At 43.6% G+C, this 22,032-nt stretch carries 22 protein-coding genes, 1 riboswitch and 1 other annotated feature; of the genes, 20 read left to right on the forward strand and 2 right to left on the reverse strand.

From position 1 onward, the window contains the following. The first annotated feature begins 137 nt into the window (after nt 1–137). Nucleotides 138–365, forward strand: a binding site (T-box leader). Between the two features lie 43 nt (nt 366–408). The 9 genes from tyrS to OKX00_RS04820 all read left to right on the forward strand — a co-directional run bounded on the left by tyrS (nt 409) and on the right by OKX00_RS04820 (nt 8,742). After that, entirely contained in the window at nt 409–1,653 is a 1,245-nt protein-coding gene (tyrS, locus tag OKX00_RS04780; RefSeq protein WP_265409634.1) for a tyrosine--tRNA ligase, read from the forward strand. 279 nt (nt 1,654–1,932) lie between these two features. Continuing rightward, nucleotides 1,933–3,534: a tetratricopeptide repeat protein gene (locus OKX00_RS04785; RefSeq protein ID WP_265409635.1), complete on the forward strand. Its 1,602-nt coding sequence runs from the start codon at nt 1,933–1,935 to the stop codon at nt 3,532–3,534. Nucleotides 3,535–3,635: 101 nt separating this feature from the next. Next, the gene (trxB, locus tag OKX00_RS04790) at nt 3,636–4,580 is read left to right on the forward strand and encodes a thioredoxin-disulfide reductase (protein WP_062237972.1); all 945 of its coding nucleotides are present in this window, start codon (nt 3,636–3,638) and stop codon (nt 4,578–4,580) included. A gap of 238 nt (nt 4,581–4,818) precedes the next feature. Next, complete coding sequence (locus OKX00_RS04795) at nt 4,819–5,277, forward strand: NUDIX hydrolase (protein WP_053358469.1); 459 nt, start codon at nt 4,819–4,821, stop codon at nt 5,275–5,277. A gap of 87 nt (nt 5,278–5,364) precedes the next feature. Further along, nucleotides 5,365–6,240 (forward strand): RNase adapter RapZ, encoded by an 876-nt coding sequence (rapZ, locus tag OKX00_RS04800; RefSeq protein ID WP_062237974.1) that lies wholly within the window; start codon nt 5,365–5,367, stop codon nt 6,238–6,240. Beyond that, on the forward strand, nt 6,241–7,188 hold the full coding sequence (locus OKX00_RS04805) for a gluconeogenesis factor YvcK family protein (protein WP_062237976.1): 948 nt from the start codon (nt 6,241–6,243) through the stop codon (nt 7,186–7,188). An 86-nt stretch (nt 7,189–7,274) separates the two neighbouring features. Next, on the forward strand, nt 7,275–8,219 hold the full coding sequence (whiA, locus tag OKX00_RS04810; protein WP_265409636.1) for a DNA-binding protein WhiA: 945 nt from the start codon (nt 7,275–7,277) through the stop codon (nt 8,217–8,219). Nucleotides 8,220–8,259: 40 nt separating this feature from the next. After that, the gene (locus OKX00_RS04815; protein ID WP_265409637.1) at nt 8,260–8,517 is read left to right on the forward strand and encodes an HPr family phosphocarrier protein; all 258 of its coding nucleotides are present in this window, start codon (nt 8,260–8,262) and stop codon (nt 8,515–8,517) included. Between the two features lie 6 nt (nt 8,518–8,523). Continuing rightward, the gene (locus OKX00_RS04820) at nt 8,524–8,742 is read left to right on the forward strand and encodes a hypothetical protein (RefSeq protein ID WP_265409638.1); all 219 of its coding nucleotides are present in this window, start codon (nt 8,524–8,526) and stop codon (nt 8,740–8,742) included. A 210-nt stretch (nt 8,743–8,952) separates the two neighbouring features. On the opposite strand, the gene clpP is transcribed toward OKX00_RS04820, so the two are convergent. Continuing rightward, entirely contained in the window at nt 8,953–9,552 is a 600-nt protein-coding gene (gene clpP / locus OKX00_RS04825; protein WP_053357087.1) for an ATP-dependent Clp endopeptidase proteolytic subunit ClpP, read from the reverse strand. Between the two features lie 211 nt (nt 9,553–9,763). After that, on the reverse strand, nt 9,764–9,976 hold the full coding sequence (gene yvfG / locus OKX00_RS04830) for a protein YvfG (protein WP_053357088.1): 213 nt from the start codon (nt 9,974–9,976) through the stop codon (nt 9,764–9,766). A gap of 273 nt (nt 9,977–10,249) precedes the next feature. Between yvfG and cspD the strand changes: the two genes are divergently transcribed. From cspD to OKX00_RS04885, 11 genes are all read left to right on the forward strand, one after another. Further along, the gene (gene cspD / locus OKX00_RS04835) at nt 10,250–10,450 is read left to right on the forward strand and encodes a cold-shock protein CspD (protein WP_053357089.1); all 201 of its coding nucleotides are present in this window, start codon (nt 10,250–10,252) and stop codon (nt 10,448–10,450) included. A gap of 150 nt (nt 10,451–10,600) precedes the next feature. After that, entirely contained in the window at nt 10,601–11,917 is a 1,317-nt protein-coding gene (gene rpoN / locus OKX00_RS04840) for an RNA polymerase factor sigma-54 (RefSeq protein ID WP_265409639.1), read from the forward strand. Nucleotides 11,918–12,112: 195 nt separating this feature from the next. After that, entirely contained in the window at nt 12,113–12,364 is a 252-nt protein-coding gene (locus OKX00_RS04845; RefSeq protein WP_053357091.1) for a glutaredoxin family protein, read from the forward strand. A 170-nt stretch (nt 12,365–12,534) separates the two neighbouring features. Further along, nucleotides 12,535–13,557, forward strand: a complete 1,023-nt coding sequence (locus OKX00_RS04850; protein ID WP_053357092.1) for a sugar-binding transcriptional regulator — start codon at nt 12,535–12,537, stop codon at nt 13,555–13,557. Between the two features lie 82 nt (nt 13,558–13,639). Further along, nucleotides 13,640–14,647 (forward strand): type I glyceraldehyde-3-phosphate dehydrogenase, encoded by a 1,008-nt coding sequence (gene gap, locus OKX00_RS04855; protein WP_091002994.1) that lies wholly within the window; start codon nt 13,640–13,642, stop codon nt 14,645–14,647. Between the two features lie 237 nt (nt 14,648–14,884). After that, complete coding sequence (locus tag OKX00_RS04860; protein ID WP_053357094.1) at nt 14,885–16,069, forward strand: phosphoglycerate kinase; 1,185 nt, start codon at nt 14,885–14,887, stop codon at nt 16,067–16,069. A gap of 98 nt (nt 16,070–16,167) precedes the next feature. Then, a complete protein-coding gene (tpiA, locus tag OKX00_RS04865; protein ID WP_091002998.1) occupies nt 16,168–16,929 on the forward strand; it encodes a triose-phosphate isomerase in 762 nt (253 codons plus the stop codon). Continuing rightward, the gene (gene gpmI / locus OKX00_RS04870; RefSeq protein WP_265409640.1) at nt 16,922–18,457 is read left to right on the forward strand and encodes a 2,3-bisphosphoglycerate-independent phosphoglycerate mutase; all 1,536 of its coding nucleotides are present in this window, start codon (nt 16,922–16,924) and stop codon (nt 18,455–18,457) included. The genes tpiA and gpmI overlap by 8 nt, the downstream gene beginning before the upstream one ends. Before the next feature lie 96 nt (nt 18,458–18,553). After that, nucleotides 18,554–19,846, forward strand: a complete 1,293-nt coding sequence (gene eno / locus OKX00_RS04875) for a phosphopyruvate hydratase (RefSeq protein WP_053357097.1) — start codon at nt 18,554–18,556, stop codon at nt 19,844–19,846. A 249-nt stretch (nt 19,847–20,095) separates the two neighbouring features. Next, a complete protein-coding gene (locus OKX00_RS04880; protein WP_265409641.1) occupies nt 20,096–21,043 on the forward strand; it encodes a nuclease-related domain-containing protein in 948 nt (315 codons plus the stop codon). A 69-nt stretch (nt 21,044–21,112) separates the two neighbouring features. Continuing rightward, a complete protein-coding gene (locus tag OKX00_RS04885; protein ID WP_265409642.1) occupies nt 21,113–21,679 on the forward strand; it encodes a GNAT family N-acetyltransferase in 567 nt (188 codons plus the stop codon). A gap of 36 nt (nt 21,680–21,715) precedes the next feature. Continuing rightward, nucleotides 21,716–21,907, forward strand: a riboswitch (cobalamin riboswitch). The last annotated feature ends 125 nt before the right edge of the window (nt 21,908–22,032 follow it).

Below are 22,032 nucleotides of genomic sequence, written 5' to 3' on the forward strand. Positions count from 1 at the left end.
CCAAACAAGCACTTAATTGATCCAATCTAACTATTCAGACTTCTTCACCACCACAACAACCGCCTCCAAACCAAAACACCTGGAATTAACTTGAATTCTCCCGCTGAATACACTAAACTAGTTAAAAGCCAAAAGAGATAAAAGTAATGAGAGGAATCAGTAGTAGTTATCTCCCTGTTTCAGAGAGCCGGTGGGTGGTGAGAACCGGTCACAGATAAGTATGAATTACCTCCTCGAACTTTCTTTGTGAACGGGTCTATGATTTCAGATCAGTAGCAGAGAACGGCCTGAACCGTTAATTCGCTTGAGTGGAAGCTTTAAGCTTCAACAAGGGTGGTACCGCGTGCAAAAACCACGTCCCTTTTTTAGGGATGTGGTTTTTTATATTTTTAAGGAGGAATGATTAGGATGAAAGACTTGATTCAACTATTGTCAGCTGACCAAAAAAGCGAGCTGGAGCGGCAATATGCACTGTATGCCAATGGTGTACAAGAGATCATTCCTGCTGACGAGTTTAAACAGAAAATCGCGAAGTCTTTGCTTAAGAATAAGCCTTTAAAAGTAAAGCTTGGCTTGGATCCCTCTGCTCCGGACGTTCATATCGGACACACGGTCGTTCTGCAGAAGCTGAAGCAGTTTCAGCAAAACGGGCACATTATCCAGCTCATTATTGGTGATTTTACAGGCAAGATCGGGGATCCTACCGGCAAATCCGCTGTACGGAAGCAGCTTACTGATGAAGAAGTGGAACACAATGCGAAGACCTATTTTGAGCAGTTCGGCAAAGTGCTGGATATGGAAAAGGTGGAGCTTCATTATAATGCCGACTGGCTTTCCAAATTGAACTTTGAGGATGTCATCCAGTTGGCAGGCAAAATAACCGTTGCGCGGCTTCTTGAACGAAATGATTTTACAGAGCGGATCTCTACGGGCAAGCCGATTTCTCTTCATGAATTCTTTTACCCGCTCATGCAAGGCTATGATTCTGTTGTTCTGGAAAGTGACCTTGAACTCGGGGGAACCGATCAGCATTTTAACGTGCTGATGGGGAGGCACCTGCAGGAACACTATAAAAAAGAGAAGCAGGCCGTGATGCTGCTGCCTTTACTTGAAGGTCTTGACGGTGTTGAAAAGATGTCAAAATCAAAAGGCAACTACATTGGAATCAATGAAGAGCCGAATGAGATGTTCGGCAAAACGATGTCCATTCCTGATGAACTGATGCCGAAGTATATTGATTTGGCCACAGACTACACGGTGGATGAAAAGAACAAGCTGAAAGAGAATCTAAATGAAGGCACCCTTCACCCTCGTGACGCGAAAATCCAGCTAGGCAAGACTTTTGTCCGGATGTTCCACGGAAAGGAAGCAGCAGAAAAAGCAGAACAGCATTTTCTGCGTGTTTTCCAAAAAGGAGCATTGCCTGAAGAAATCCCGGAAGTGAAGTGGAATGGCGATCGAAATGTTGCTGTCGTTGAACTTCTTGTTGATCTGCAGTTGTTAAGTTCCAAAAGTGAAGCCCGGAAAATGATTCAGAACGGCGGGGTGAAGCTTAATGGAAAAAAGGTGTCAGACGTAAAACTTGAGATTGAGATAAAAGATGATACAATCGTTCAAGTAGGAAAAAGAAAGTTTGTTAAATTAACTGTATAAATTGAGGCCACCGTTTTCAGCTTCAGGAGACGGTGGTTTTCTGTCATAAGAAGCTTCTGGACAAAAACAGCAATATTTTTTCCATTTGCTTGCTGTTTTTTAAAGATCCATAGATTAAAATGAAATCTTAATAAAACCTTTGTCGAAAGTTTCATTGACAAAGTTTAAAAAGGGTATGTAAGACGCTTTTGGTGTATGGTATACTTTTTTGGGTTGAAAACGAACGGCTAGAAATAAAGGCTATGTAATATGCTTTTTACATAGAAATTGGAGGAAAGAATGAAAAAGGAAAATCACGCGGAAAGTGACATGCGCATACTTCCTTTCATGCAGGATGGAGAATATTATTTCCACCGGGGTATTAAAGCTTACCAAAAGAAGGATTTAGATAAAGCAAGAAAATTATTTGAACGAGCTGTGTACCTGCAGCCCGAAGAACCGGCATTTTATTGCCAGCTTGCATCCACATTGGCCGAGCTGGGTGAATATGATAAATCTAACCTGTATTTAGTGCAGGTGCTTGAAACAATGGGACAGGACATTAGTGAGTGTTACTTTTTTATGGCAAACAACTATGCGCATTTGGGAATGTTTTCAGAAGCCGAAACCTATGCCTCGCTTTATATGAAAAAAGATCCTGACGGTGAATTTTTTGATGATGCACTTGAACTGATCGATTTGATCAATTTTGAGAACGGAAGTGAAGCTTTAACAGAGGAAGAGGAATTGATCATCGGCCATGAAGAGGCCCGGCACAGTATTGAAAAAGGCGACTTGAAGGAAGCAAAAAAACAGCTGGCTGAACTCATCAGCAAGCATCCTGCGTTTTGGGCTGCGTATAACAATCTTGCTCTTACTCATTTTTATTTAAATGAATTTGAGGAAGCATTGAACGTGCTCACGTCCATCCTGGATAAAAATCCGGGCAATTTGAATGCCCTCTGTAATCTTGCTATTTTTTACGAGCAATTGGGGAAAAAAGAAGAGGCTGCTGAATTGGTTGAGGGGATGAAAAAGGTCTATCCAATTCATCCGGACCATCGCTATAAACTCGGCAGCACGTTCGGCATCTTTAATGAGCATGCCTGGGCTAACCGCTGGCTGGCATCCATCAACAAACATTACTACTACAATGATCCTTCCTATCTTCATTTACTGGCTGTTTCATTCTATGCGCTTGGCCGGACCGAGCGGGCAATGAACTGCTGGTCAAAGGCAAAGGAACTTGATCCGAAAAGCCAGGTCGTTTCTTATTACCTTGAGAAAGCACAAAATGACGATCTGACTGTCACGGGTGCTGATTATCAATACCGGGCGCCTTCGTATGTGAAACAGGAGAATGCCCAAAAAAGGGATTTCATGCAGCGCTTTAATAACGTGGCACGCGGTCTGCAAAAAAGTAAATTGGTGCATTTAACCTTACTGCGTGGGAATAATAGCGAAGAAAATATTGAAACCCTACAGGAATTTTGCACAAGGGATGATGAACATACCGTCCTTAAAGAAGTAGCGGCCAGTCTTTTAGTAGAGATGAGTCCGGGTACAAAGGTTTCTATTCAAGGAGAAGATGGAGAGCAGATCATTGAGAATGTTTCTCCGACCATTGCAAGTGGGCTGAGCATCCTTTCTATCATGAAGGAAAATGGAGCTTCCATTGATGACGATGTGACGTTCTTATGGCTGGAAACGATGATTCTGGCTCGTTCTGACAGCTCGCTGCTCAGAAATGATAAGGCGATTGCTGCGGCTATTGATTATGTATCCAGAAAACGAAAAGACGGAGCAACCCAGCGCCAGATCGCCGAGCTGTATGGGATAACGGTTTCCATGCTCTCCTCGCGCATTCAATTTATCAAAAGAGGTCTTGAACGGGTAGATTGAGCAAATCTATGGACGAAAAAGCCTTTGGCCGATACCATGTAACTACAATATAAAGATTTGCAGACAGATGTTCTGGGGAAGGATCAAAGGAGTGGATCATGATGAGTGAAGAAAAAATTTACGACGTTATAATCATCGGAGCAGGTCCTGCGGGCATGACTGCGGCTGTCTATACGTCCAGGGCAAACCTCAGCACATTGATGCTTGAGCGCGGAATCCCGGGCGGACAGATGGCCAATACGGAAGATGTAGAGAACTATCCAGGGTTTGAAACAATCTTGGGGCCTGAACTGTCCAATAAAATGTTTGAACATGCAAAAAAATTCGGCGCGGAGTATGCTTACGGTGATGTGAAAGAGATCATCGACGGCGAGGAATACAAAACGGTCGTATCCGGAAGGAAAGAATTTAAAGCAAGATCGATCATTATAGGAACGGGCGCAGAATATAAAAAGCTAGGAGTACCAGGTGAAAAGGAACTTGGCGGACGCGGCGTTTCCTATTGTGCGGTATGTGACGGAGCGTTCTTTAAAAATAAAGAGCTCGTTGTTGTCGGCGGGGGAGACTCTGCGGTTGAAGAAGGTGTCTACCTTACACGTTTTGCGAGCAAAGTAACCATCGTGCATCGCCGTGATAAATTGCGTGCCCAGCAGATTCTTCAGCAGCGTGCTTTTGATAATGAGAAAGTCGATTTCTTATATAACCATACCGTTAAAGAAATCCACGGTGAGAACAATAAGGTCAGCAAATTAACGCTTGTCAGCACCGAGACTGGTGAAGAGCGTGAGTTTTCTGCAGACGGCGTATTCATCTACGTTGGTATGCTTCCCTTGAATGGCGCTTTCGTCAATTTGGGGATTACAAACGAAGCGGGTTATGTTGAAACGAATGAGCTTATGGAAACAAGGATTCCCGGCATTTTTGCTGCAGGCGATGTAAGGGAAAAAACACTTCGCCAAATCGTTACAGCTACGGGGGACGGAAGTATTGCCGCCCAATCGGCACAGCATTTTGTCGAGGAATTAAAAGAAAGAATGAAAGCGTAAATTCGTAATTCTGTTTTAATCAGACTGTAACAGTGGTGAAATAAAAATGGGGTACTATAAATAATAAGAAATTGACCCCCTTTTTATAAATTGCAAGACTTTTGGCGCGGAAGCATTCCGCGCCTTTTTTTTGTGGAATACTAGTTCTATCCTTAATAATGGAGATACGTGTTCATTGTGAGGAGTGGCATTTTTTAGTATACTAAAGTTAATGTAACAGGTGATTGAGGTGAACATTGTGCAAAGAGTAACAAACTGTGTTTTAGTCAAAGAAAACGAAGTGCTTCTCTTGCAGAAACCAAGAAGAGGCTGGTGGGTTGCCCCTGGCGGCAAGATGGAGTCAGAGGAATCCATCAGGGATTCTGTCATTCGGGAATACCGTGAAGAAACAGGAGTTTATATTAAAAACCCTCAGTTGAAGGGTGTATTTAATTTTATTATCAAAGAAAAAGACAAGATTATTTCTGAATGGATGATGTTCACCTTTTTGGCAACCGAAGCTGAAGGAGAGGCACTGGAAGAGTCTGATGAAGGGATTCTAGCCTGGAAAAAGGCCTCTGAAATACGTTCATTGCCGATGGCGCCTGGAGATCATCATATTTTGGATTATGTTCTCACCGGGACGGGAATGATTTTTGGAACGTTCACGTATACACCGGATTTTGAACTGCTGTCCTATCGCCTCGATCCGGCTTGATCGGCAGTTTACACGGCGGCAGGATTAAACACATACAATACATCAACGATATTTTAACGATTTTTAGAATAAGAGGGGGGAACGGTTATGGAGCAGCAGGACGTTCAAATGGTAATTATAACTGGGATGTCCGGGGCAGGAAAAACAGTAGCGATGCAGAGTTTTGAAGACCTGGGCTTCTTTTGTGTTGATAATCTTCCTCCCGCATTATTGCCAAAGTTTGTTGAGCTTATGGAGGAGTCACATGGAAAGCTGAATAAAGTGGCACTTGTCATGGACTTAAGGGGACGCGAGTTTTTTGACCAGCTGTTTTCAACGCTTGATCAGCTGCCTGTCCACTCTCACATTCAGCCACAGATTATTTACCTTGAAAGCAAGGATGCAGCGCTCGTCCGCAGATACAAAGAAACAAGACGGTCGCATCCCCTGGCGAAAAGCGGAAATCCTCTTCAGGGAATCATGCAGGAACGTGGAATGCTGGAAGAGCTAAAAGGCCTTGCACAGCAAGTGATCGATACAACGGATCTTAAACCGATTCAGCTCCGCGAAAAGATTATTGAGCGATTTTCTTCGGAAAAGTCCCATCCATTTACCGTAAATGTCATGTCATTTGGTTTTAAATACGGGATGCCGATCGATGCCGATCTCGTATTTGATGTGCGATTTTTGCCGAACCCACATTACATTGACCACATGCGGCCAAGAACTGGACTAGAACCGGATATTTCAGAATATGTATTGCGGTGGCCTGAAACAAAGACTTTTCTTGAAAAGCTTATCGATCTATTAAATTTTATGATTCCACAATATAAGCGGGAAGGGAAAAGCCAGCTGATTATCGGAATTGGCTGCACAGGCGGAAAACACCGCTCGGTTGCTCTGGCAGAGTACATTAAGAATGCTTTGTCCAAAGAGTTTGTTACATTGAGCAGCCATCGTGACATGGGAAAGGATAAGTCTTAAATGAAACCTATATCTAAAATAGTCGTTCTGGGAGGAGGCACCGGGCTTTCCGTTCTTCTCAGAGGCTTAAAGAGCTTTCCCGTAGACATTACGGCGATCGTTACCGTTGCTGATGATGGAGGCAGCTCTGGCCGACTCCGAAAAGATTACGATATGCCTCCACCGGGAGACGTGCGCAACGTCCTTGCTGCACTCTCTGAGGTTGAACCTCTAGTGGAACGGCTTTTTCAGCATCGTTTTACGACAGGTGACGGCATTACCGGCCATTCCCTGGGGAATTTGCTGCTGGCTGCCATGCATGACATCACCGGGGATTTTGTCATGGGGATCAGGGAACTGAGCAAGGTGCTGAATGTCCGAGGGCAAGTGCTGCCGGCGGCTAATAAAAGCGTCATCTTAAACGCAGAATATGAAGATGGTTCATTTATTACCGGGGAGTCCAAAATTCCTCTCCGCAATAAACGAATTAAGCGTGTGTTTCTTACGCCTGACCATATCGAACCATTAGAGGCCAGCGTAAACGCGATCAATGAGGCTGACTTGATTGTTGTGGGACCCGGAAGCCTTTATACGAGCATCCTGCCCAATTTATTGGTTGGCGGTATTCGGGATGCCGTTCTCAAGTCAACGGTGCCTAGAGTTTATGTTTGTAACGCCATGACTCAAAAAGGGGAAACGAACCACTTTTCAGCAAGTGACCATGTCCAGGCACTGATTGATCACGTCGGCGATAAAATTGTTGATGTCGTGATCGTTAACAATGAAATTATTCCTGAAGAATTTTTGGAACTCTATCGCGAAGAGGGAGCCGAACAGGTTACCTGCGATATGGATCTTTTAAAATCTTTTGGTTTTAAGATCATTAGTGATAATATAATTCAATATGGCACTTTAGTGCGCCATGATGCGAAACGTGTATCTGAACTGCTTCTTTCATTACTGGGATAAAGGAGTAGTTTTTTCAGAAATTGAAGGCTGAATAACAGCTATCTAACCCTCACGTTACCGTAGTGGATAGAAGAGGGGTGAAAAAGATGTCTTTTGCGGCAGAAACAAAAAAAGAACTGACCCAACTGGAGATGAAAGATTGCTGTGCAAAGGCGGAATTGGCAGCGCTGATCCGAATGAATGGTTCTATCTCTTTTTCGAACCGCCAGATCGTTCTGGATATTCCAACTGAGAATGCCGCCATTGCCCGGCTTATCTATACATTGATCAAGAGAGTGTACTCCTATCATGTGGAACTCCTGGTCCGGAAAAAAATGAGGCTGAAGAAAAACAACGTGTACATCGTCAGGCTCACTCAGGAAGCAAGAGCTCTTCTAGAGGATTTAAATATCATAGATGAAACCTTCACGTTCAACAGGGGGATCGCAAAAAACATTCAAAAGAATTCCTGCTGCCGCCGATCATACATGAGAGGTGCTTTTCTTGCCGGAGGATCTATCAATCATCCGGAAACGAGTTACCATCTTGAGATTTTTTCAATGTATGAGGAACATACAGCAGCCCTGTGCGAGCTGATGAACACCTTTGATCTAAAGGCAAAAATGCTTGAACGCAAAAAAGGATACATTATTTATTTGAAAGACGGGGAAAAGATATCTGAGTTCCTTACTTTAATTGGAGCGCACAACGCTATGCTCTATTTTGAGGACGTCAGGATCTTGAAGGATATGAGAAACTCCGTCAACCGCCTCGTAAACTGCGAAACCGCCAATTTGAACAAAACAGTGGGTGCAGCAATGAGGCAGGTCGAGAATATCAAATTTATTGAAAACCAGGTTGGTCTCGAAGTTCTTCCTGACAAACTCCGCGAGATCGCTGAACTCCGCGTCGCCCATCAGGAAATTACCCTGAAAGAGCTAGGTGAGATGGTTTCTTCAGGCGCAGTAAGCAAATCGGGCGTCAACCACAGGCTTCGGAAAATTGATGAAATCGCTGACAAAATTCGGTTAGGACAACCCATTTCGAAATAAAAACAAAACTACACACTAATCTTTAAAAGGAGGAACAGCAATGATCGAGAAGAAGGTAACTGTTCAATTGAAAACCGGATTGCAAGCCCGTCCGGCTGCCTTATTTGTGCAGGAAGCGAACCGTTACAACTCTGAAGTATTTGTAGAAAAAGACGGAAAAAAAGTCAATGCAAAAAGTATTATGGGAATCATGAGCCTGGCCATCGGATCTGGCGTCGATATTACCATTTCTGTTAGCGGACATGATGAAGAAGAAGCGATCAAGGGGCTTGAAGCCTTCATTACGGAGCAGAACTAGGTTTTATTGAAGAAAATAGAAGAAGTAAAAGGGCAAAAGCGGGTTCGATATGATCCTATCATCATCGAAGAGCTTTTGCCCTGTTTTTTTGTTGTTATGGGGCGTTTTGCCGCATGTAGGGTTCGCAGATTGCCGGTTACTGGCCAAAACGAAGAAATACTGGCTGGAAATGATATTTACTGTCCGAAACTGCGGATTTTCTGGCCAAAATATAAGAAATACTAGCCAAACACATATTAAGTAAACTGTCTCCCATTGCTAGAAAGCCCTGATACCGAAGAAGCTTTACCGTTTTGTCCGGGCGAACATCGCCAATATTAAAATTGCGATGAAGATGACTCCGATGGAAACCAGGACATTGTATAGGTTCATGATCATCTCCCCAAAATAAAAGCCGCTCGTAAAAAGATGAGCGGCTTTCTTGTTTTCATTTCATTAAATGTTTTTAGGATCTTCTACGGAAGAGATGACACGGTCAACAAGTCCGTATTTTACAGCATCCTCAGCTAGCATGAAGTTGTCACGGTCTGTATCGCGCTCGATCACTTCAAGAGGCTGGCCTGTTTTTTCAGAAAGAATTTTGTTAAGCTGTTCGCGCATTTGGATGATACGGCGAGCATGAATTTCAATGTCTGTTGCCTGTCCGCGTGTTCCGCCTAGAGGCTGGTGAATCATAACCTCAGAGTTTGGAAGTACATAGCGTTTTCCTTTTTCACCGGCTGCAAGCAAGAATGCTCCCATGGAAGCCGCCATACCGATGCAGATCGTGGAAACGTTAGGCTTGATGAAGTTCATCGTATCATAAATCGCCATACCTGCTGTGATGGATCCGCCAGGACTGTTTATGTAAAGGGAGATATCCTTTTCAGGGTCCTCGGCAGCAAGAAAGAGCAGCTGAGCTACGATAGAGTTGGATACATTGTCATCAATGCCGCTTCCAAGCATGATAATACGGTCTTTTAACAGACGGGAGTAAATATCATATGCACGTTCGCCACGGTTCGTTTGTTCAATAACTGTAGGAATTAAATTCATGAATAATCCTCCTTTTATGGTGTGTTTTCATGTGTTACTGACATCATACAAAAAAGGTCAAAAAAGGTCAAACGAAAAGCTTCTTTGTTGATAATTCTATGTAGAGGCTTCACAATCCTTTATTTAACAATATGTTTAGACTATCATCATCATTCCCGCGACACCAGGTTTTAAACGTATGGCACGTCAAAAGTTTTGTAGTTAAAGAGGATCAGCTATTCTTTACATTTGTATAAGCTGTTTCGAGATTTCGGATCCGGCGGACGATTTCTGCGTTTTTGTTGAGATGGTCATTGATGAGGGTTCCGACAATGGATCGGTAATAGGCATTCATTGCGTGCGATTTCGTGAACACGTCTTTGTTCCGTTCGATGTATTGTTTGAAATTTTCTTCAAAAAAAGCCACTGAAAATTGTTCAGCCATGGTTGCAGCACTCCTTCGTTTCAACTGTTTATATAGTATCAGATTCCGGTGCCAGGCACCAAAACAGAAAATTATTTTCTTGGTGACAGGCACCAAGAATAAATTAAGCGACTTGTTTTGACAATTGGAAATTACCATGATATAGTTGTGCTGACCATATACGTGTTATTATGACTGGATGTAAACAATATGTGTTTTCTTTTAGTTTTTGTAGCATTGTCACATGGTTCCAATTTTTAAAGCGCTTTAACGCGCCGACAGGAGGATATACCCATGCAAAACGGGAAAGTAAAATGGTTCAACGCAGAAAAAGGATTCGGTTTCATCGAAGTTGAAGGTGGAGACGATGTATTCGTACACTTTTCTGCTATCCAATCTGAAGGTTTCAAATCTTTAGACGAAGGTCAAGAAGTATCTTTTGAAATCGTTGATGGTGCTCGCGGACCTCAAGCTGCTAACGTTACTAAACTTTAATAGCGTGATAAAAGGGCCAGTAATGGTCCTTTTTTTTGTGCCCAAAAATCGCAAGCTCCAGCAGTGTTAACCTGATGGAAGGAACTTCAAATCTTTTTCAGTGTTGCCTGCTGACATTCTATAGTATCATAGTAACGGGAGGGATTTATAATGGAGCTGGGATTATTTCAACAACAAAATTTAAGTCTTGTCATGACTGCAGAGCTTCGCCAGGCCATTGCCATCCTGCAATATCCTTGCTATGAACTTTCTCAATTTTTACAAGAACAAGCGGTAGAAAATCCCCTCATTGAGTTGGTGGATTCGCCAGTCTTTTTTAATACCGATAAAAAGAAAGCGCTTCAAAAAAGTAAAACAACGCAAGATGCGGATGTAATCGGGATGATGCAGCCTGCTGAAGAAACCATGCACGACCGCCTGCTTCATCAAGCGTTAGCCATACCTGCATCAGATGAGATTGCAGCTGTTGTCCGCTATCTCATCTTAAATATAGACCAGGCCGGATACCTGGATATAACGGAAGATGAGATTAAACAGCGTTTCGGAATCAGCACCGAAAGATATGATGAAGCCATAGATTGGCTTCATCAGCTGGAGCCGTCAGGCATTGGAGCCCGTAACCTTAGGGAATGTCTTCTACTGCAATTGAAATCGCTTGGCATGGAGGATGATCTGTCCTACCTTATCGCTGATACTCACCTTGATCAGCTCGCTGACCGAAAAATTAAGCAGATTGCTGCTGCTCTTGGAACGAATGTACAGGCTGTAGAACAGGCTGCCGACTTTATTCTGACTCTTGATCCGAAGCCGGGGCAAAAACTGTCCAGCCACAGTGAACTGGGATACTTGTATCCAGACCTTTCCGTCTTTGAAGATAATGGAACGTACAAACTCGCCATCAACGATCATTTCACGCCCAAAGTGCAGCTGAATGAAAGCTATGCTCATTTATTAAAATCAAAGGCCAGCGGTGCTGCACAGTACTTGCAGGAATATTATCAAAAGCTTCAATGGCTGCAGAAGAGCCTTGAACAAAGAAAGAACACGCTCATCATGATCGCCAAAGAGATCGTCTCAGTTCAGCAGAACTTTTTAAAAAGGGGCCCTGAACATCTCGTTCCGATTACCTTAAGGGAAGTAGCTGAACGGATCGGCATGCACGAATCAACAGTCAGCCGGGCGGTTAAAAACAAGGTCATTCAAACACCGAAAGGCGCATTCGAACTGAAATATTTTTTTACAGCAAAAATCGAAACGGTAAACGGAGAGAACGCTTCTGCCCAAACGGCCAAGCTTGCCATAAGAAAAGTAATTGAAGCAGAAGATAAAGCAAAGCCGCTGTCTGATCAGGCGATTGCCGAAATGCTTGCCAGCGAAAAGGGCTTGAGCATCTCAAGGCGTACGGTCGCCAAGTACAGAGAGGAGCTGAACATCGCTTCCTCTTCCAAGCGGAAAAGATATTCCTGACACCCGAGCGTAGAAGCGATGCTTCACTCTTGCCCTTCAACACAAAAAGCGTGTTGCGGGGCAATAGTTCCAGCGCTTGTCGGACCTAAACCGGGCGCCTGCGCTTTTCTTATTAAGCCAAGCCAGGTGCTTTGTTTTTAATTTATATTGATAACAAGAGTACGAATAAAAAAAGATGAAAAGGGAATGTTGAGTATGAGTCCACTTTCGATCACATTTTATACAAAACACCATTGTCCGCTCTGCGATAAAGCGCATACTATATTAGAGGAACTTCAAGAGGAAATTCCGATGGAGATCCAAAAAGTTGATATTTACCGATCAGATGAACTCATCGAAAAATATGGGATGATGATCCCGGTGATTACGGTAGCGGATGAAGAGATTCAGTACGGGCAGATTCATAAGGAATCATTAAGAAAGCGTTTACTTACAATTGATAAGTAATTTTTGTTGAAATGTTGTCACATGTTTTGTTAGAATGAAGGAGACTTAAACATAGTCATTTTTTTATAGCATCATTGGGACGTAAAATGGCTAACCGGGACGAAAAATGTCCCTAGAAGTATTGGACTCCTCTTATGTTCTGCCGTACAAAAAGACAAGGGGAATGCATGATGAACGATTTGATAGAAATACAGAAGAAGCTTTTGCCTGATCTTCTGGAGGTTATGAGAAAACGATACAGCATACTTAAAATTGTTCGCTTTCATGAACCCATCGGCAGACGAAGCCTTGCCATCAACCTCAATATGACGGAAAGGGTTCTCCGTGCGGAGGTCAGCTTTTTGAAAGACCAGGGGCTGCTTTCCATCCTGCCGGGCGGTATGTCGCTTACTCCTGACGGATTAGATGTTCTTGAACGGCTGGAAGTTCTAATGAATGAACTCGCCGGACTTCGCGTTTTAGAAATGAAGTTAAGGGAAAACTTAAACCTGTCTGAAGTGATTATCGTTCCTGGCGACAGTGATGAAGATCCTTGGATTAAAAGTGAAATGGGCAAGGCGGCAGTAATGAGGCTGAAACAGGAGTTAACAGGCAATAATGTCATTGCAGTGACCGGCGGCACAACCATCGCTGCTGTTGCTGAAATGATGACTCCTGGAAACAAGGACCAAGACCTTCTGTTTGTCCCAGCCAGAGGCGGTCTAGGCGAAAAGGTAGAAAATCAGGCAAACACCATCTGTTCAACGATGGCTGTAAAAGCACGAGGTGAGTACCGTCTGCTTCATTTACCGGATCAACTTAGTAAGGAAACTTACCTTTCACTGATTGAGGAACCCGGGGTAAAAGAAGTCATGGAGCTGATCCGTTCAGCAAGTATAGTCATCCATGGAATTGGCGATGCTAAAACAATGGCCAACAGAAGGAATTCTTCTTCTGCTGTGCTGGAAAAACTCGAACACGAAAAAGCGGTAGCGGAAGCTTTCGGCTATTACTTCGACCATCATGGAGAAGTAGTGCATCGTGTTCGAACGATCGGTCTTCAATTGAATGACCTGAAAAATAGTGATTTCATCATGGCTGTTGCAGGTGGTGCTTCGAAAGCAGAAGCGATCGCGGCATTCATGAAGCATGGCCCCAAGAAGGTGCTGATCACCGATGAAGGGGCAGCAAACAAACTTCTTGCAAGCTTGTGAAAGACTATGTAACTTATTGTGTGACTAAAGGGTTTTCCCTTTAACTATATTTTTCTTTCTAATTATAAGGAGGTCATTTTAAATGGCAACTAAAGTTGGTATTAATGGATTCGGTCGTATTGGCCGTAACGTATTTCGTGCAGCGCTAAACAACCCTAACGTAGAAGTGGTGGCTGTTAATGATTTAACAGACGCAAACATGCTTGCTTTCCTATTGAAGCATGACACTGTACACGGAAAGCTTGATGCGACTGTTGAAGTCGGCGAAAATACGCTGATCGTAAACGGCAAAGAAATCAAAGTATTGGCTGAGCGTGACCCTGCTCAATTAGGATGGGGAGACCTTGGTGTAGAAGTAGTTGTTGAATCTACTGGACGTTTCACAAAACGTGCTGACGCTGCTAAACACCTAGAAGCTGGCGCTAAAAAAGTTATCATCTCTGCTCCTGCAAGTGACGAAGATATCACTGTAGTAATGGGTGTTAACGAAGACAAATACGATGCTGGAAGCCACGATGTAATTTCTAACGCTTCTTGTACAACAAACTGCCTGGCTCCTTTCGCTAAAGTACTAAACGAAAAATTCGGTATCAAACGCGGTATGATGACAACTGTTCACTCATACACAAATGATCAGCAAATCCTTGATCTTCCGCATAAAGACTACCGTCGTGCACGTGCTGCTGCAGAAAACATCATTCCTACAACAACTGGTGCTGCAAAAGCTGTTTCTCTAGTACTTCCTGAACTAAAAGGAAAACTAAACGGTATGGCAATGCGTGTTCCAACTCCAAACGTATCATTAGTAGACCTTGTTGCTGAACTCGACAAAGAAGTTTCTGCAGAAGAAATCAATGCAGCATTGAAAGAAGCAGCTGAAGGCCCACTAAAAGGCATTCTTGGCTACAGCGATGAGCCGCTTGTTTCAACTGACTATAACGGCAACACTAACTCTTCTACAGTTGACGGTCTTTCTACAATGGTTATGGAAGGCAACATGGTTAAAGTGATCTCTTGGTACGACAACGAAACTGGATACTCCAGCCGTGTTGTAGACCTTATTGACTTTATTGCTAAAAAAGGACTTTAATAATAGAGAGATTTAAAGTAGAGGGGAAGGGTTGAAAGATGCCCTTACCCTCTTTCCCTTGTAAGGAACTCTTAGCAGTTTCATGTTGCTAAAAGCTTTTCTTTTAAACTTAAGATTTACGGAAGACGGGCGCAGTACCGGAACTTCCCGTTTTCACCTGCGCATTTTAGGTTAAACTAGGGTGTGTAAAAGGGATTCTCTTCTTCTCTAATTTAAGACTGTCAGGAGGTTATACTTATGAACAAGAAAACAGTTCGTGACATCGATGTTAATGGAAAAGTGGTCTTCTGCCGCGTTGACTTTAACGTTCCGATGGAAAATGGGAAAATTACCGACGATACTCGAATCCGTGCGGCACTCCCAACGATTCAATACTTAACAGAGCAAGGTGCCAAAGTTTTATTGGCGAGCCATCTCGGACGCCCGAAAGGCCAAGTGGCCGAAGAGCTTCGCTTGACCCCAGTGGCACAGCGCTTAAGCGATCTCCTTGGCAAAGAAGTTGTAAAAACGGACGAAGCATACGGCGAAGAAGTGAAGAGTGCGCTGTCAAGCCTTGACAGCGGAGGCGTCATTCTTCTTGAGAACGTCCGCTTTTATCCTGGAGAAGAAAAAAATGATCCTGAATTAGCACAGAAATTTGCTGAACTCGCTGACGTGTATGTGAACGATGCATTCGGTGCAGCCCACCGTGCGCACGCATCTACTGAAGGCGTTGCAAAACACCTTCCAGCTGTTGCAGGATTCCTGATGGAAAAAGAACTTGATGTGCTTGGAAAGGCTCTATCCAATCCTGACCGTCCTTTCACTGCTATCATTGGCGGTGCCAAAGTTAAAGACAAAATCGACGTGATCAATAATCTGCTAGATAAAGTGGACAACCTGATCATCGGCGGAGGGCTTGGCTACACGTTCATCAAAGCTTTAGGCCACGATGTAGGTAAATCTTTATTGGAAGAAGATAAGATTGAAACAGCTAAAGGCTTCATGGAAAAAGCGAAGGAAAAGGGAGTTAACTTCCTCATTCCTGAAGATATTCTTGTTGCCGATGACTTCTCAAACGATGCAAACACGAAGGTTGTGGGCATCGATGCCATCCCGTCTGATTGGGAAGGGCTTGATATCGGTTCTAAAACGATTGAAAAGTACCGAAATACCATTCAGAATTCGAAACTTGTAATATGGAACGGACCGATGGGTGTTTTCGAAATGGAAGCATTCTCTAAAGGAACCCGTTCTGTTGCAGAAGCACTTGCTGAAGCCAAAGACACATACAGTGTAATCGGCGGCGGTGACTCAGCAGCTGCAGTTGAGAAATTTGGCTATGCAGACAAAATGAGCCACATCTCAACAGGCGGCGGTGCTTCACTTGAATTCATGGAAGGCAAAGAGCTTCCTGGCGTTACAGCATTAAACGACAAGTAAAACTCGTTTGAAAAGAAATCGACGAAGAGCAGTACAGCTTTCCGTGAAGTTCCCTGAACTTTATGGGGATGGTGTATGTTCTTAGGAAGGTGAAAAACATGCGAAAACCAATTATTGCAGGAAACTGGAAAATGAATAAAACCCTTTCTGAAGCAAAATCTTTTGTTGAAGAAGTGAAAGGATTGATCCCTTCTGCAGATACAGTAGATTCTGTTGTTTGTGCACCAGCTTTATTCTTGGACGCACTCGTAAACGCATCTAAGGGAACAGACCTTGGTGTAGGTGCACAGAACATGCATTTTGAAGATAATGGAGCTTTCACAGGTGAAATCAGCCCTGTTATGCTGAAGGACCTTGGTGTTGGCTATGTTGTTCTTGGACACTCCGAGCGCCGCGAGTACTTTGGTGAAACAGATGAGCTCGTTAACCAAAAAACGCATGCTGCTTTTAACCACGGATTAACTCCAATCGTTTGTGTCGGTGAAACACTTGAACAGCGTGAAGCAGATCAAACAAAAGACGTTGTAAAAACACAAACGGAAAAAGGACTTCAAGGTCTTTCCGAAGAACAAGTTAAACGTACAGTTGTTGCCTATGAGCCAGTTTGGGCGATTGGTACGGGAAAAACAGCTTCCTCTGAAGATGCCAACGAAGTCTGCGGATACATTCGCAGCGTGATCGCTGAACAATTCTCACAAGAAGCAGCAGACCAAGTGCGCATTCAATACGGCGGAAGCGTGAAGCCAGGCAACATCAAAGAACTAATGGGCATGTCTGATATCGACGGTGCTCTCGTTGGAGGAGCAAGCCTTGAGCCACAATCGTTCCTTCAGCTTTTGGAAGGTGTAAACAATGCCTAAGAAACCTGTCGCACTGATTATTCTTGATGGTTTTGCATGCCGCAGCGAAGAAAAAGGAAATGCTGTAGCCCATGCGAAAAAACCAAACTTTGACCGATATTGGGAAACATATCCTCACAACCATTTAACGGCATGCGGAGAAGCTGTAGGGCTTCCTCCAGGCCAGATGGGGAACTCTGAAGTCGGACATTTGAATATTGGTGCTGGCCGTATTGTTTACCAAAGCCTTACCCGTGTGAATCTTTCGATCAAGGAAGGGGATTTCTATGAAAACCCAACCTTTATTGAAGCAATGGATGAAGTGAAGAAGAAGGGGACAAACCTTCACATTTTCGGACTTCTTTCTGACGGCGGGATCCACAGCCACATCGACCATATCTTTGCATTGCTTGAAACGGCTAAAAAGCAAGGAGTAGAAAATGTTTACCTGCATGGCTTCTTGGACGGCAGGGACGTTCCTCCGCAATCGGCAAAAGGCTATATCGAGCAAACAATGAAAAAGATGGACGAACTGGGCTTAGGCCAAATCGCTACATTATCCGGACGCTATTACTCTATGGACCGTGACAAACGCTGGGATCGTGTGGAGAAATCCTACCGTGCCATGGTTTATGGTGAAGGTCCGGATTACACTGATCCGATCGAAGTGGTGGAAGACTCTTACAAAAATGAAATCTATGATGAATTCGTGCTTCCTTCTGTACTGAAGAAAGAAGACGGTTCTCCGGTTGCTACCATCCAAGACGGAGATGCCATCATTTTCTGCAACTTCCGTCCAGACCGTGCCATTCAGATTTCACAGGTTTTCACGAATGAAGATTTCCGCGGTTTTGACCGAGGAGATCATTTTCCGAAAGACATTCACTTTGTGTGCTTAACGAACTTCAGTGAAACCGTCAAAGGTGACGTAGCGTTCAAACCTACGAACTTGGACAACACGCTGGGAGAAGTTCTTTCTCAACAAAATTATAAACAGCTGCGTATTGCAGAAACTGAAAAATACCCGCATGTTACCTTCTTCTTCAGCGGCGGACGCGAAGCTGAGTTTGATGGTGAAACGCGGATTTTGATTGATTCGCCGAAAGTGGCGACCTATGATTTAAAACCTGAAATGAGCGCGTATGAAGTGACGGACGCTCTTGTAAAAGAGATCGAAGCCGAAAACCATGATGCGATCATTTTGAACTTTGCCAATCCGGACATGGTCGGGCATTCAGGCAAGCTGGAACCAACCGTTAAAGCGATTGAAGCAGTAGATGAGTGCCTAGGGAAAGTCGTGGATGCGATCCTTGCAAAAGACGGCTATGCTATCATTACGGCTGACCATGGAAACGCAGACGAAGTGATAACAATGGAAGGCAAACCAATGACTGCTCATACGACTAATCCGGTGCCAGTCATCGTTACGAAAAAGGATATCCAACTTCGCGACGGCGGCAAACTTGCCGACCTCGCACCAACGTTCCTGACCCTTCTCGGCGGCCAACAGCCTAAAGAGATGACAGGCGAAACGTTAATTAAGGGCTAATTTTTAAAATCAGGAAAAGGCTGATCGACAGAAGGGCCCCTGCAGAACAGCCTTGTTCCTCACCATAAAATCTTGTTTGATAAGGAGAGAAAATTTATGTCAGCAATTATTGAAGTCTATGCTCGTGAAGTATTGGACTCCCGCGGGAATCCAACAGTAGAAGTAGAAGTTTACACAGAGTCCGGTGCATTCGGCCGTGCGATCGTGCCTAGCGGTGCATCCACTGGTGAATACGAAGCAGTTGAGCTTCGTGACGGCGACAAAGGCCGTTACCTGGGAAAAGGTGTACAAACAGCAGTAGAGAACGTAAACACACTAATTGCTCCAGAATTGATCGGATATGATGTATTGGATCAAGTCGGCATCGACAAAACGTTGATCGATCTTGACGGAACAGAAAACAAAGGAAAATTCGGAGCAAACGCGATTCTTGGTGTATCCATGGCAGTAGCTCGTGCTGCTGCTGATCTTCTTGGTCTTCCTTTGTACATGTACCTTGGAGGATTCAACGCAAAAACTCTTCCAGTTCCAATGATGAATATCCTAAACGGCGGAGAGCATGCTGATAACAACGTTGACATTCAAGAATTCATGGTTATGCCAGTCGGCGCACCAACATTCTCTGAAGCACTTCGTATGGGAGCTGAAATCTTCCACAGCCTTAAATCTGTGTTAAAGGAAAAAGGATTAAACACAGCTGTAGGAGACGAAGGCGGATTCGCGCCAAACCTTTCTTCTAACGAAGAAGCGCTTCAAACGATCATGGAAGCGATCGAAAAAGCTGGCTACAAACCAGGTGAAGAAGTTCGTCTTGCAATGGATGTTGCCTCTTCTGAGCTCTTCAACAAAGAAGACGGAAAATACCATCTTTCTGGTGAGGGTGTTGTTAAAACATCTGAAGAAATGGTTGCTTTCTACGAAGATCTTGTTTCTAAATACCCAATCATCTCCATTGAAGATGGCTTAGATGAAAACGACTGGGAAGGCCACAAGCTATTGACTGACCGTCTTGGCGACAAAATCCAGCTTGTAGGAGACGATCTTTTCGTAACGAACACAAACAAACTTGCTCAGGGTATCGAGCAAGGTGTGGGTAACTCCATCCTTATCAAAGTTAACCAAATCGGTACGCTGACTGAAACATTCGACGCGATCGAAATGGCGAAACGCGCAGGCTATACTGCAGTAATCTCTCACCGTTCTGGTGAAAGTGAAGACAGCACAATCGCTGACATCGCTGTTGCGACTAACGCTGGACAAATCAAAACAGGTGCTCCTTCCCGTACTGACCGTGTAGCGAAGTACAACCAATTGCTTCGTATCGAAGACGAATTGGCAAGCATCAGCCGCTACCCTGGATTGAGCGCATTCTACAATCTTCAAAAATAAGCTATTTTACGTAAACCGCTTGAGACCTGATCAGTCTCAAGCGGTTTTTTTTGGTGATTGGCGCGTATTTTAGGGAGATTCGCATGTATTTCAGGAAGATTGGCATGTATTTTTGAGAGATCGGCATGTAAATCCTCAAGAATGGACCGTATTTACAAAACACAAATTTGATGAGACTGCAGAAGAGGAGAAACAGCGATTTTTAGCGAAATAAACTGGAAAACATATGAAGGATGTGATCCCTAAATTGTGAATGAACAAAAACAGCCCATATATATTCAGAAATTAGAGGCTTTATTACGAAGACTTCCGATAAATCACCAAAAACGCACGAAAATTGAACAGAGTTATGCCAGACAAATGGCAGGATACAAGGGTGAAAAGGCAATCGCATATTACCTTGAACGACTTCCCAAAAAGGAGTATACAATTTTTCATGGGCTGCGGCTTCTAGAGGGACCCTATTACTTTCAAATGGATTACCTAATCCTATCTTCGTTCTTCTTTTTAATCTTAGAAGTGAAAAACTTATCCGGCATTCTTACCTTTGATACAAATTACCGACAATTAATCCGTGTAAATAATGAAAAAGAAGAAGCTTTTCCTGATCCGCTTTTGCAGGTAGAGCGTCAGCAGAACCAGCTAACATCTTGGTTAGCTGTAAGAAAACTACCTCCCATTCCCATCGAGTCCCTTATAGTCGTAAGCAGTCCTTATACCCTCATTAAAAATCCTCTTACCCCTGATTTGTCCCGCAATATTATCCATGGCGCCAACCTCCCATTGGTAATCAGCAGCTTACAAGCCCGTTACACAACTCAACTTATGACAAATAAAGAGGTCAATAGAGCCGCAAAGCAATTCAACAAAAAACATATTCCCTTCAATCCTGACATACTATCTAAGTTTCAAATACAGCCTAATGAGCTCTTAACGGGCGTTCATTGTCCAGTTTGTTCTTCTATAGGTATGAAAAAGCTGTATACGAACTGGATTTGCTCTTTGTGTGATCATTCCTCCAAGATCGCTCATCTCCATTCATTAGATGACTATAAGCTTCTAGTAAGCTCTACAATTACAAATCGAGACCTCAGGGGATTTTTAGGATTGACTTCTCCCTCTATTTCAGCGAAAATCCTCAAATCTCTAAACCTACCTCACACGGGAACCTATAAAGACAGGAGATATCATCTTTAAATTTGAGGAGCTGCATATTATGATAAAATAAATCATTTCATACTCGGTACAAACGGGGAGGCTTGGAACATGCCGAAAATGGAGCTTGAATTTGAAAGACTGAAGATCAGGGAAATTACGGTGAGTGATGCCTCTGTCATCGCACAATGGAAAAGCGGCCCTCTCTTTCGGAAAATGTCTACAGGTTCTATGACCATAATTAATGAAGGCAATCAAAGGCAGGATATTGAGAAAAGCTTAAGCCAGCTGAACGAATCTTACTTGATAATTATCGAAAAGAGGAGCTCGCAGCCTGTTGGGTACGTCCGTTTCAATTGGATGGGAAGCTCGCAGCGTTATGGCTGGCTTCGGTTCGGACTCGGTGCCGAACAAGGAAAAGGATACATGGGGGAAGCACTGACAGGCATCTTTCAGCACCTGTTTCAGCATGAGACCTACAGGATTGATGCTGAGGTCTACGAATATAACACAAAAAGCCTGAAGCTCCTGAAATCCCTGGGGTTTCAAAAGGAAGGCGTCAGAAGGCAAGCCTACTTTGACAAAGATCAGTATTTTGATATACATGTTATGGGCCTGCTCAAGAGCGACTGGCTGGAAGTCAGCCCGCAGTCCCGGGCATCATTGAACATAAATTAAACTTTTCATTTTGCCGGTAAGAGGTATAATGGATATAGCTGAATATGCGGTTAAGGTCCGTTTTATGTCAAATAAAACGTTAAAAGGGAAGCTGGTTCAAGTCCAGCACGGTCCCGCCACTGTAATCGGGAAATCTTTTTATGTTTCCACTGTTCTGTCAAAGGATGGGAAGGAAAAGAAGATTGTTGATCGAGAGTCAGGAGACCTGCCTTAATTGCCTGTGCGAACCTTCGAGGAAAAGGTGAAGCAATTGTAATCATTTATTGATTAACTGTTGATTCGCTCTCCGAAGGGAGGGCTTTTTTTGTTTTGCACAATCCCAGCTAAATGATACATACAGGAGCGTGAAGGAA

Origin of the sequence: Fictibacillus sp. KU28468 (assembly GCF_026153615.1) — a bacterium.
In the GTDB taxonomy this organism is placed as follows: domain Bacteria; phylum Bacillota; class Bacilli; order Bacillales; family Fictibacillaceae; genus Fictibacillus_C; species Fictibacillus_C marinisediminis.

Excerpts from the sequence above, each read along its gene's own strand:
- OKX00_RS04815 (WP_265409637.1), top strand. The coding sequence starts at position 8,260 with ATGATCGAGAAGAAGGTAACTGTTCAATTGAAAACCGGATTGCAAGCC.
- OKX00_RS04850 (WP_053357092.1), top strand. The coding sequence starts at position 12,535 with ATGAACGATTTGATAGAAATACAGAAGAAGCTTTTGCCTGATCTTCTG.
- tpiA (WP_091002998.1), top strand. The coding sequence starts at position 16,168 with ATGCGAAAACCAATTATTGCAGGAAACTGGAAAATGAATAAAACCCTT.
- gpmI (WP_265409640.1), top strand. The coding sequence starts at position 16,922 with ATGCCTAAGAAACCTGTCGCACTGATTATTCTTGATGGTTTTGCATGC.
- OKX00_RS04805 (WP_062237976.1), top strand. The coding sequence starts at position 6,241 with ATGAAACCTATATCTAAAATAGTCGTTCTGGGAGGAGGCACCGGGCTT.
- OKX00_RS04785 (WP_265409635.1), top strand. The coding sequence starts at position 1,933 with ATGAAAAAGGAAAATCACGCGGAAAGTGACATGCGCATACTTCCTTTC.
- eno (WP_053357097.1), top strand. The coding sequence starts at position 18,554 with ATGTCAGCAATTATTGAAGTCTATGCTCGTGAAGTATTGGACTCCCGC.
- yvfG (WP_053357088.1), bottom strand. The coding sequence starts at position 9,976 with ATGGCTGAACAATTTTCAGTGGCTTTTTTTGAAGAAAATTTCAAACAA.
- tyrS (WP_265409634.1), top strand. The coding sequence starts at position 409 with ATGAAAGACTTGATTCAACTATTGTCAGCTGACCAAAAAAGCGAGCTG.
- cspD (WP_053357089.1), top strand. The coding sequence starts at position 10,250 with ATGCAAAACGGGAAAGTAAAATGGTTCAACGCAGAAAAAGGATTCGGT.
- OKX00_RS04860 (WP_053357094.1), top strand. The coding sequence starts at position 14,885 with ATGAACAAGAAAACAGTTCGTGACATCGATGTTAATGGAAAAGTGGTC.
- OKX00_RS04885 (WP_265409642.1), top strand. The coding sequence starts at position 21,113 with ATGCCGAAAATGGAGCTTGAATTTGAAAGACTGAAGATCAGGGAAATT.
- whiA (WP_265409636.1), top strand. The coding sequence starts at position 7,275 with ATGTCTTTTGCGGCAGAAACAAAAAAAGAACTGACCCAACTGGAGATG.
- trxB (WP_062237972.1), top strand. The coding sequence starts at position 3,636 with ATGAGTGAAGAAAAAATTTACGACGTTATAATCATCGGAGCAGGTCCT.
- OKX00_RS04845 (WP_053357091.1), top strand. The coding sequence starts at position 12,113 with ATGAGTCCACTTTCGATCACATTTTATACAAAACACCATTGTCCGCTC.
- rpoN (WP_265409639.1), top strand. The coding sequence starts at position 10,601 with ATGGAGCTGGGATTATTTCAACAACAAAATTTAAGTCTTGTCATGACT.
- gap (WP_091002994.1), top strand. The coding sequence starts at position 13,640 with ATGGCAACTAAAGTTGGTATTAATGGATTCGGTCGTATTGGCCGTAAC.
- rapZ (WP_062237974.1), top strand. The coding sequence starts at position 5,365 with ATGGAGCAGCAGGACGTTCAAATGGTAATTATAACTGGGATGTCCGGG.
- clpP (WP_053357087.1), bottom strand. The coding sequence starts at position 9,552 with ATGAATTTAATTCCTACAGTTATTGAACAAACGAACCGTGGCGAACGT.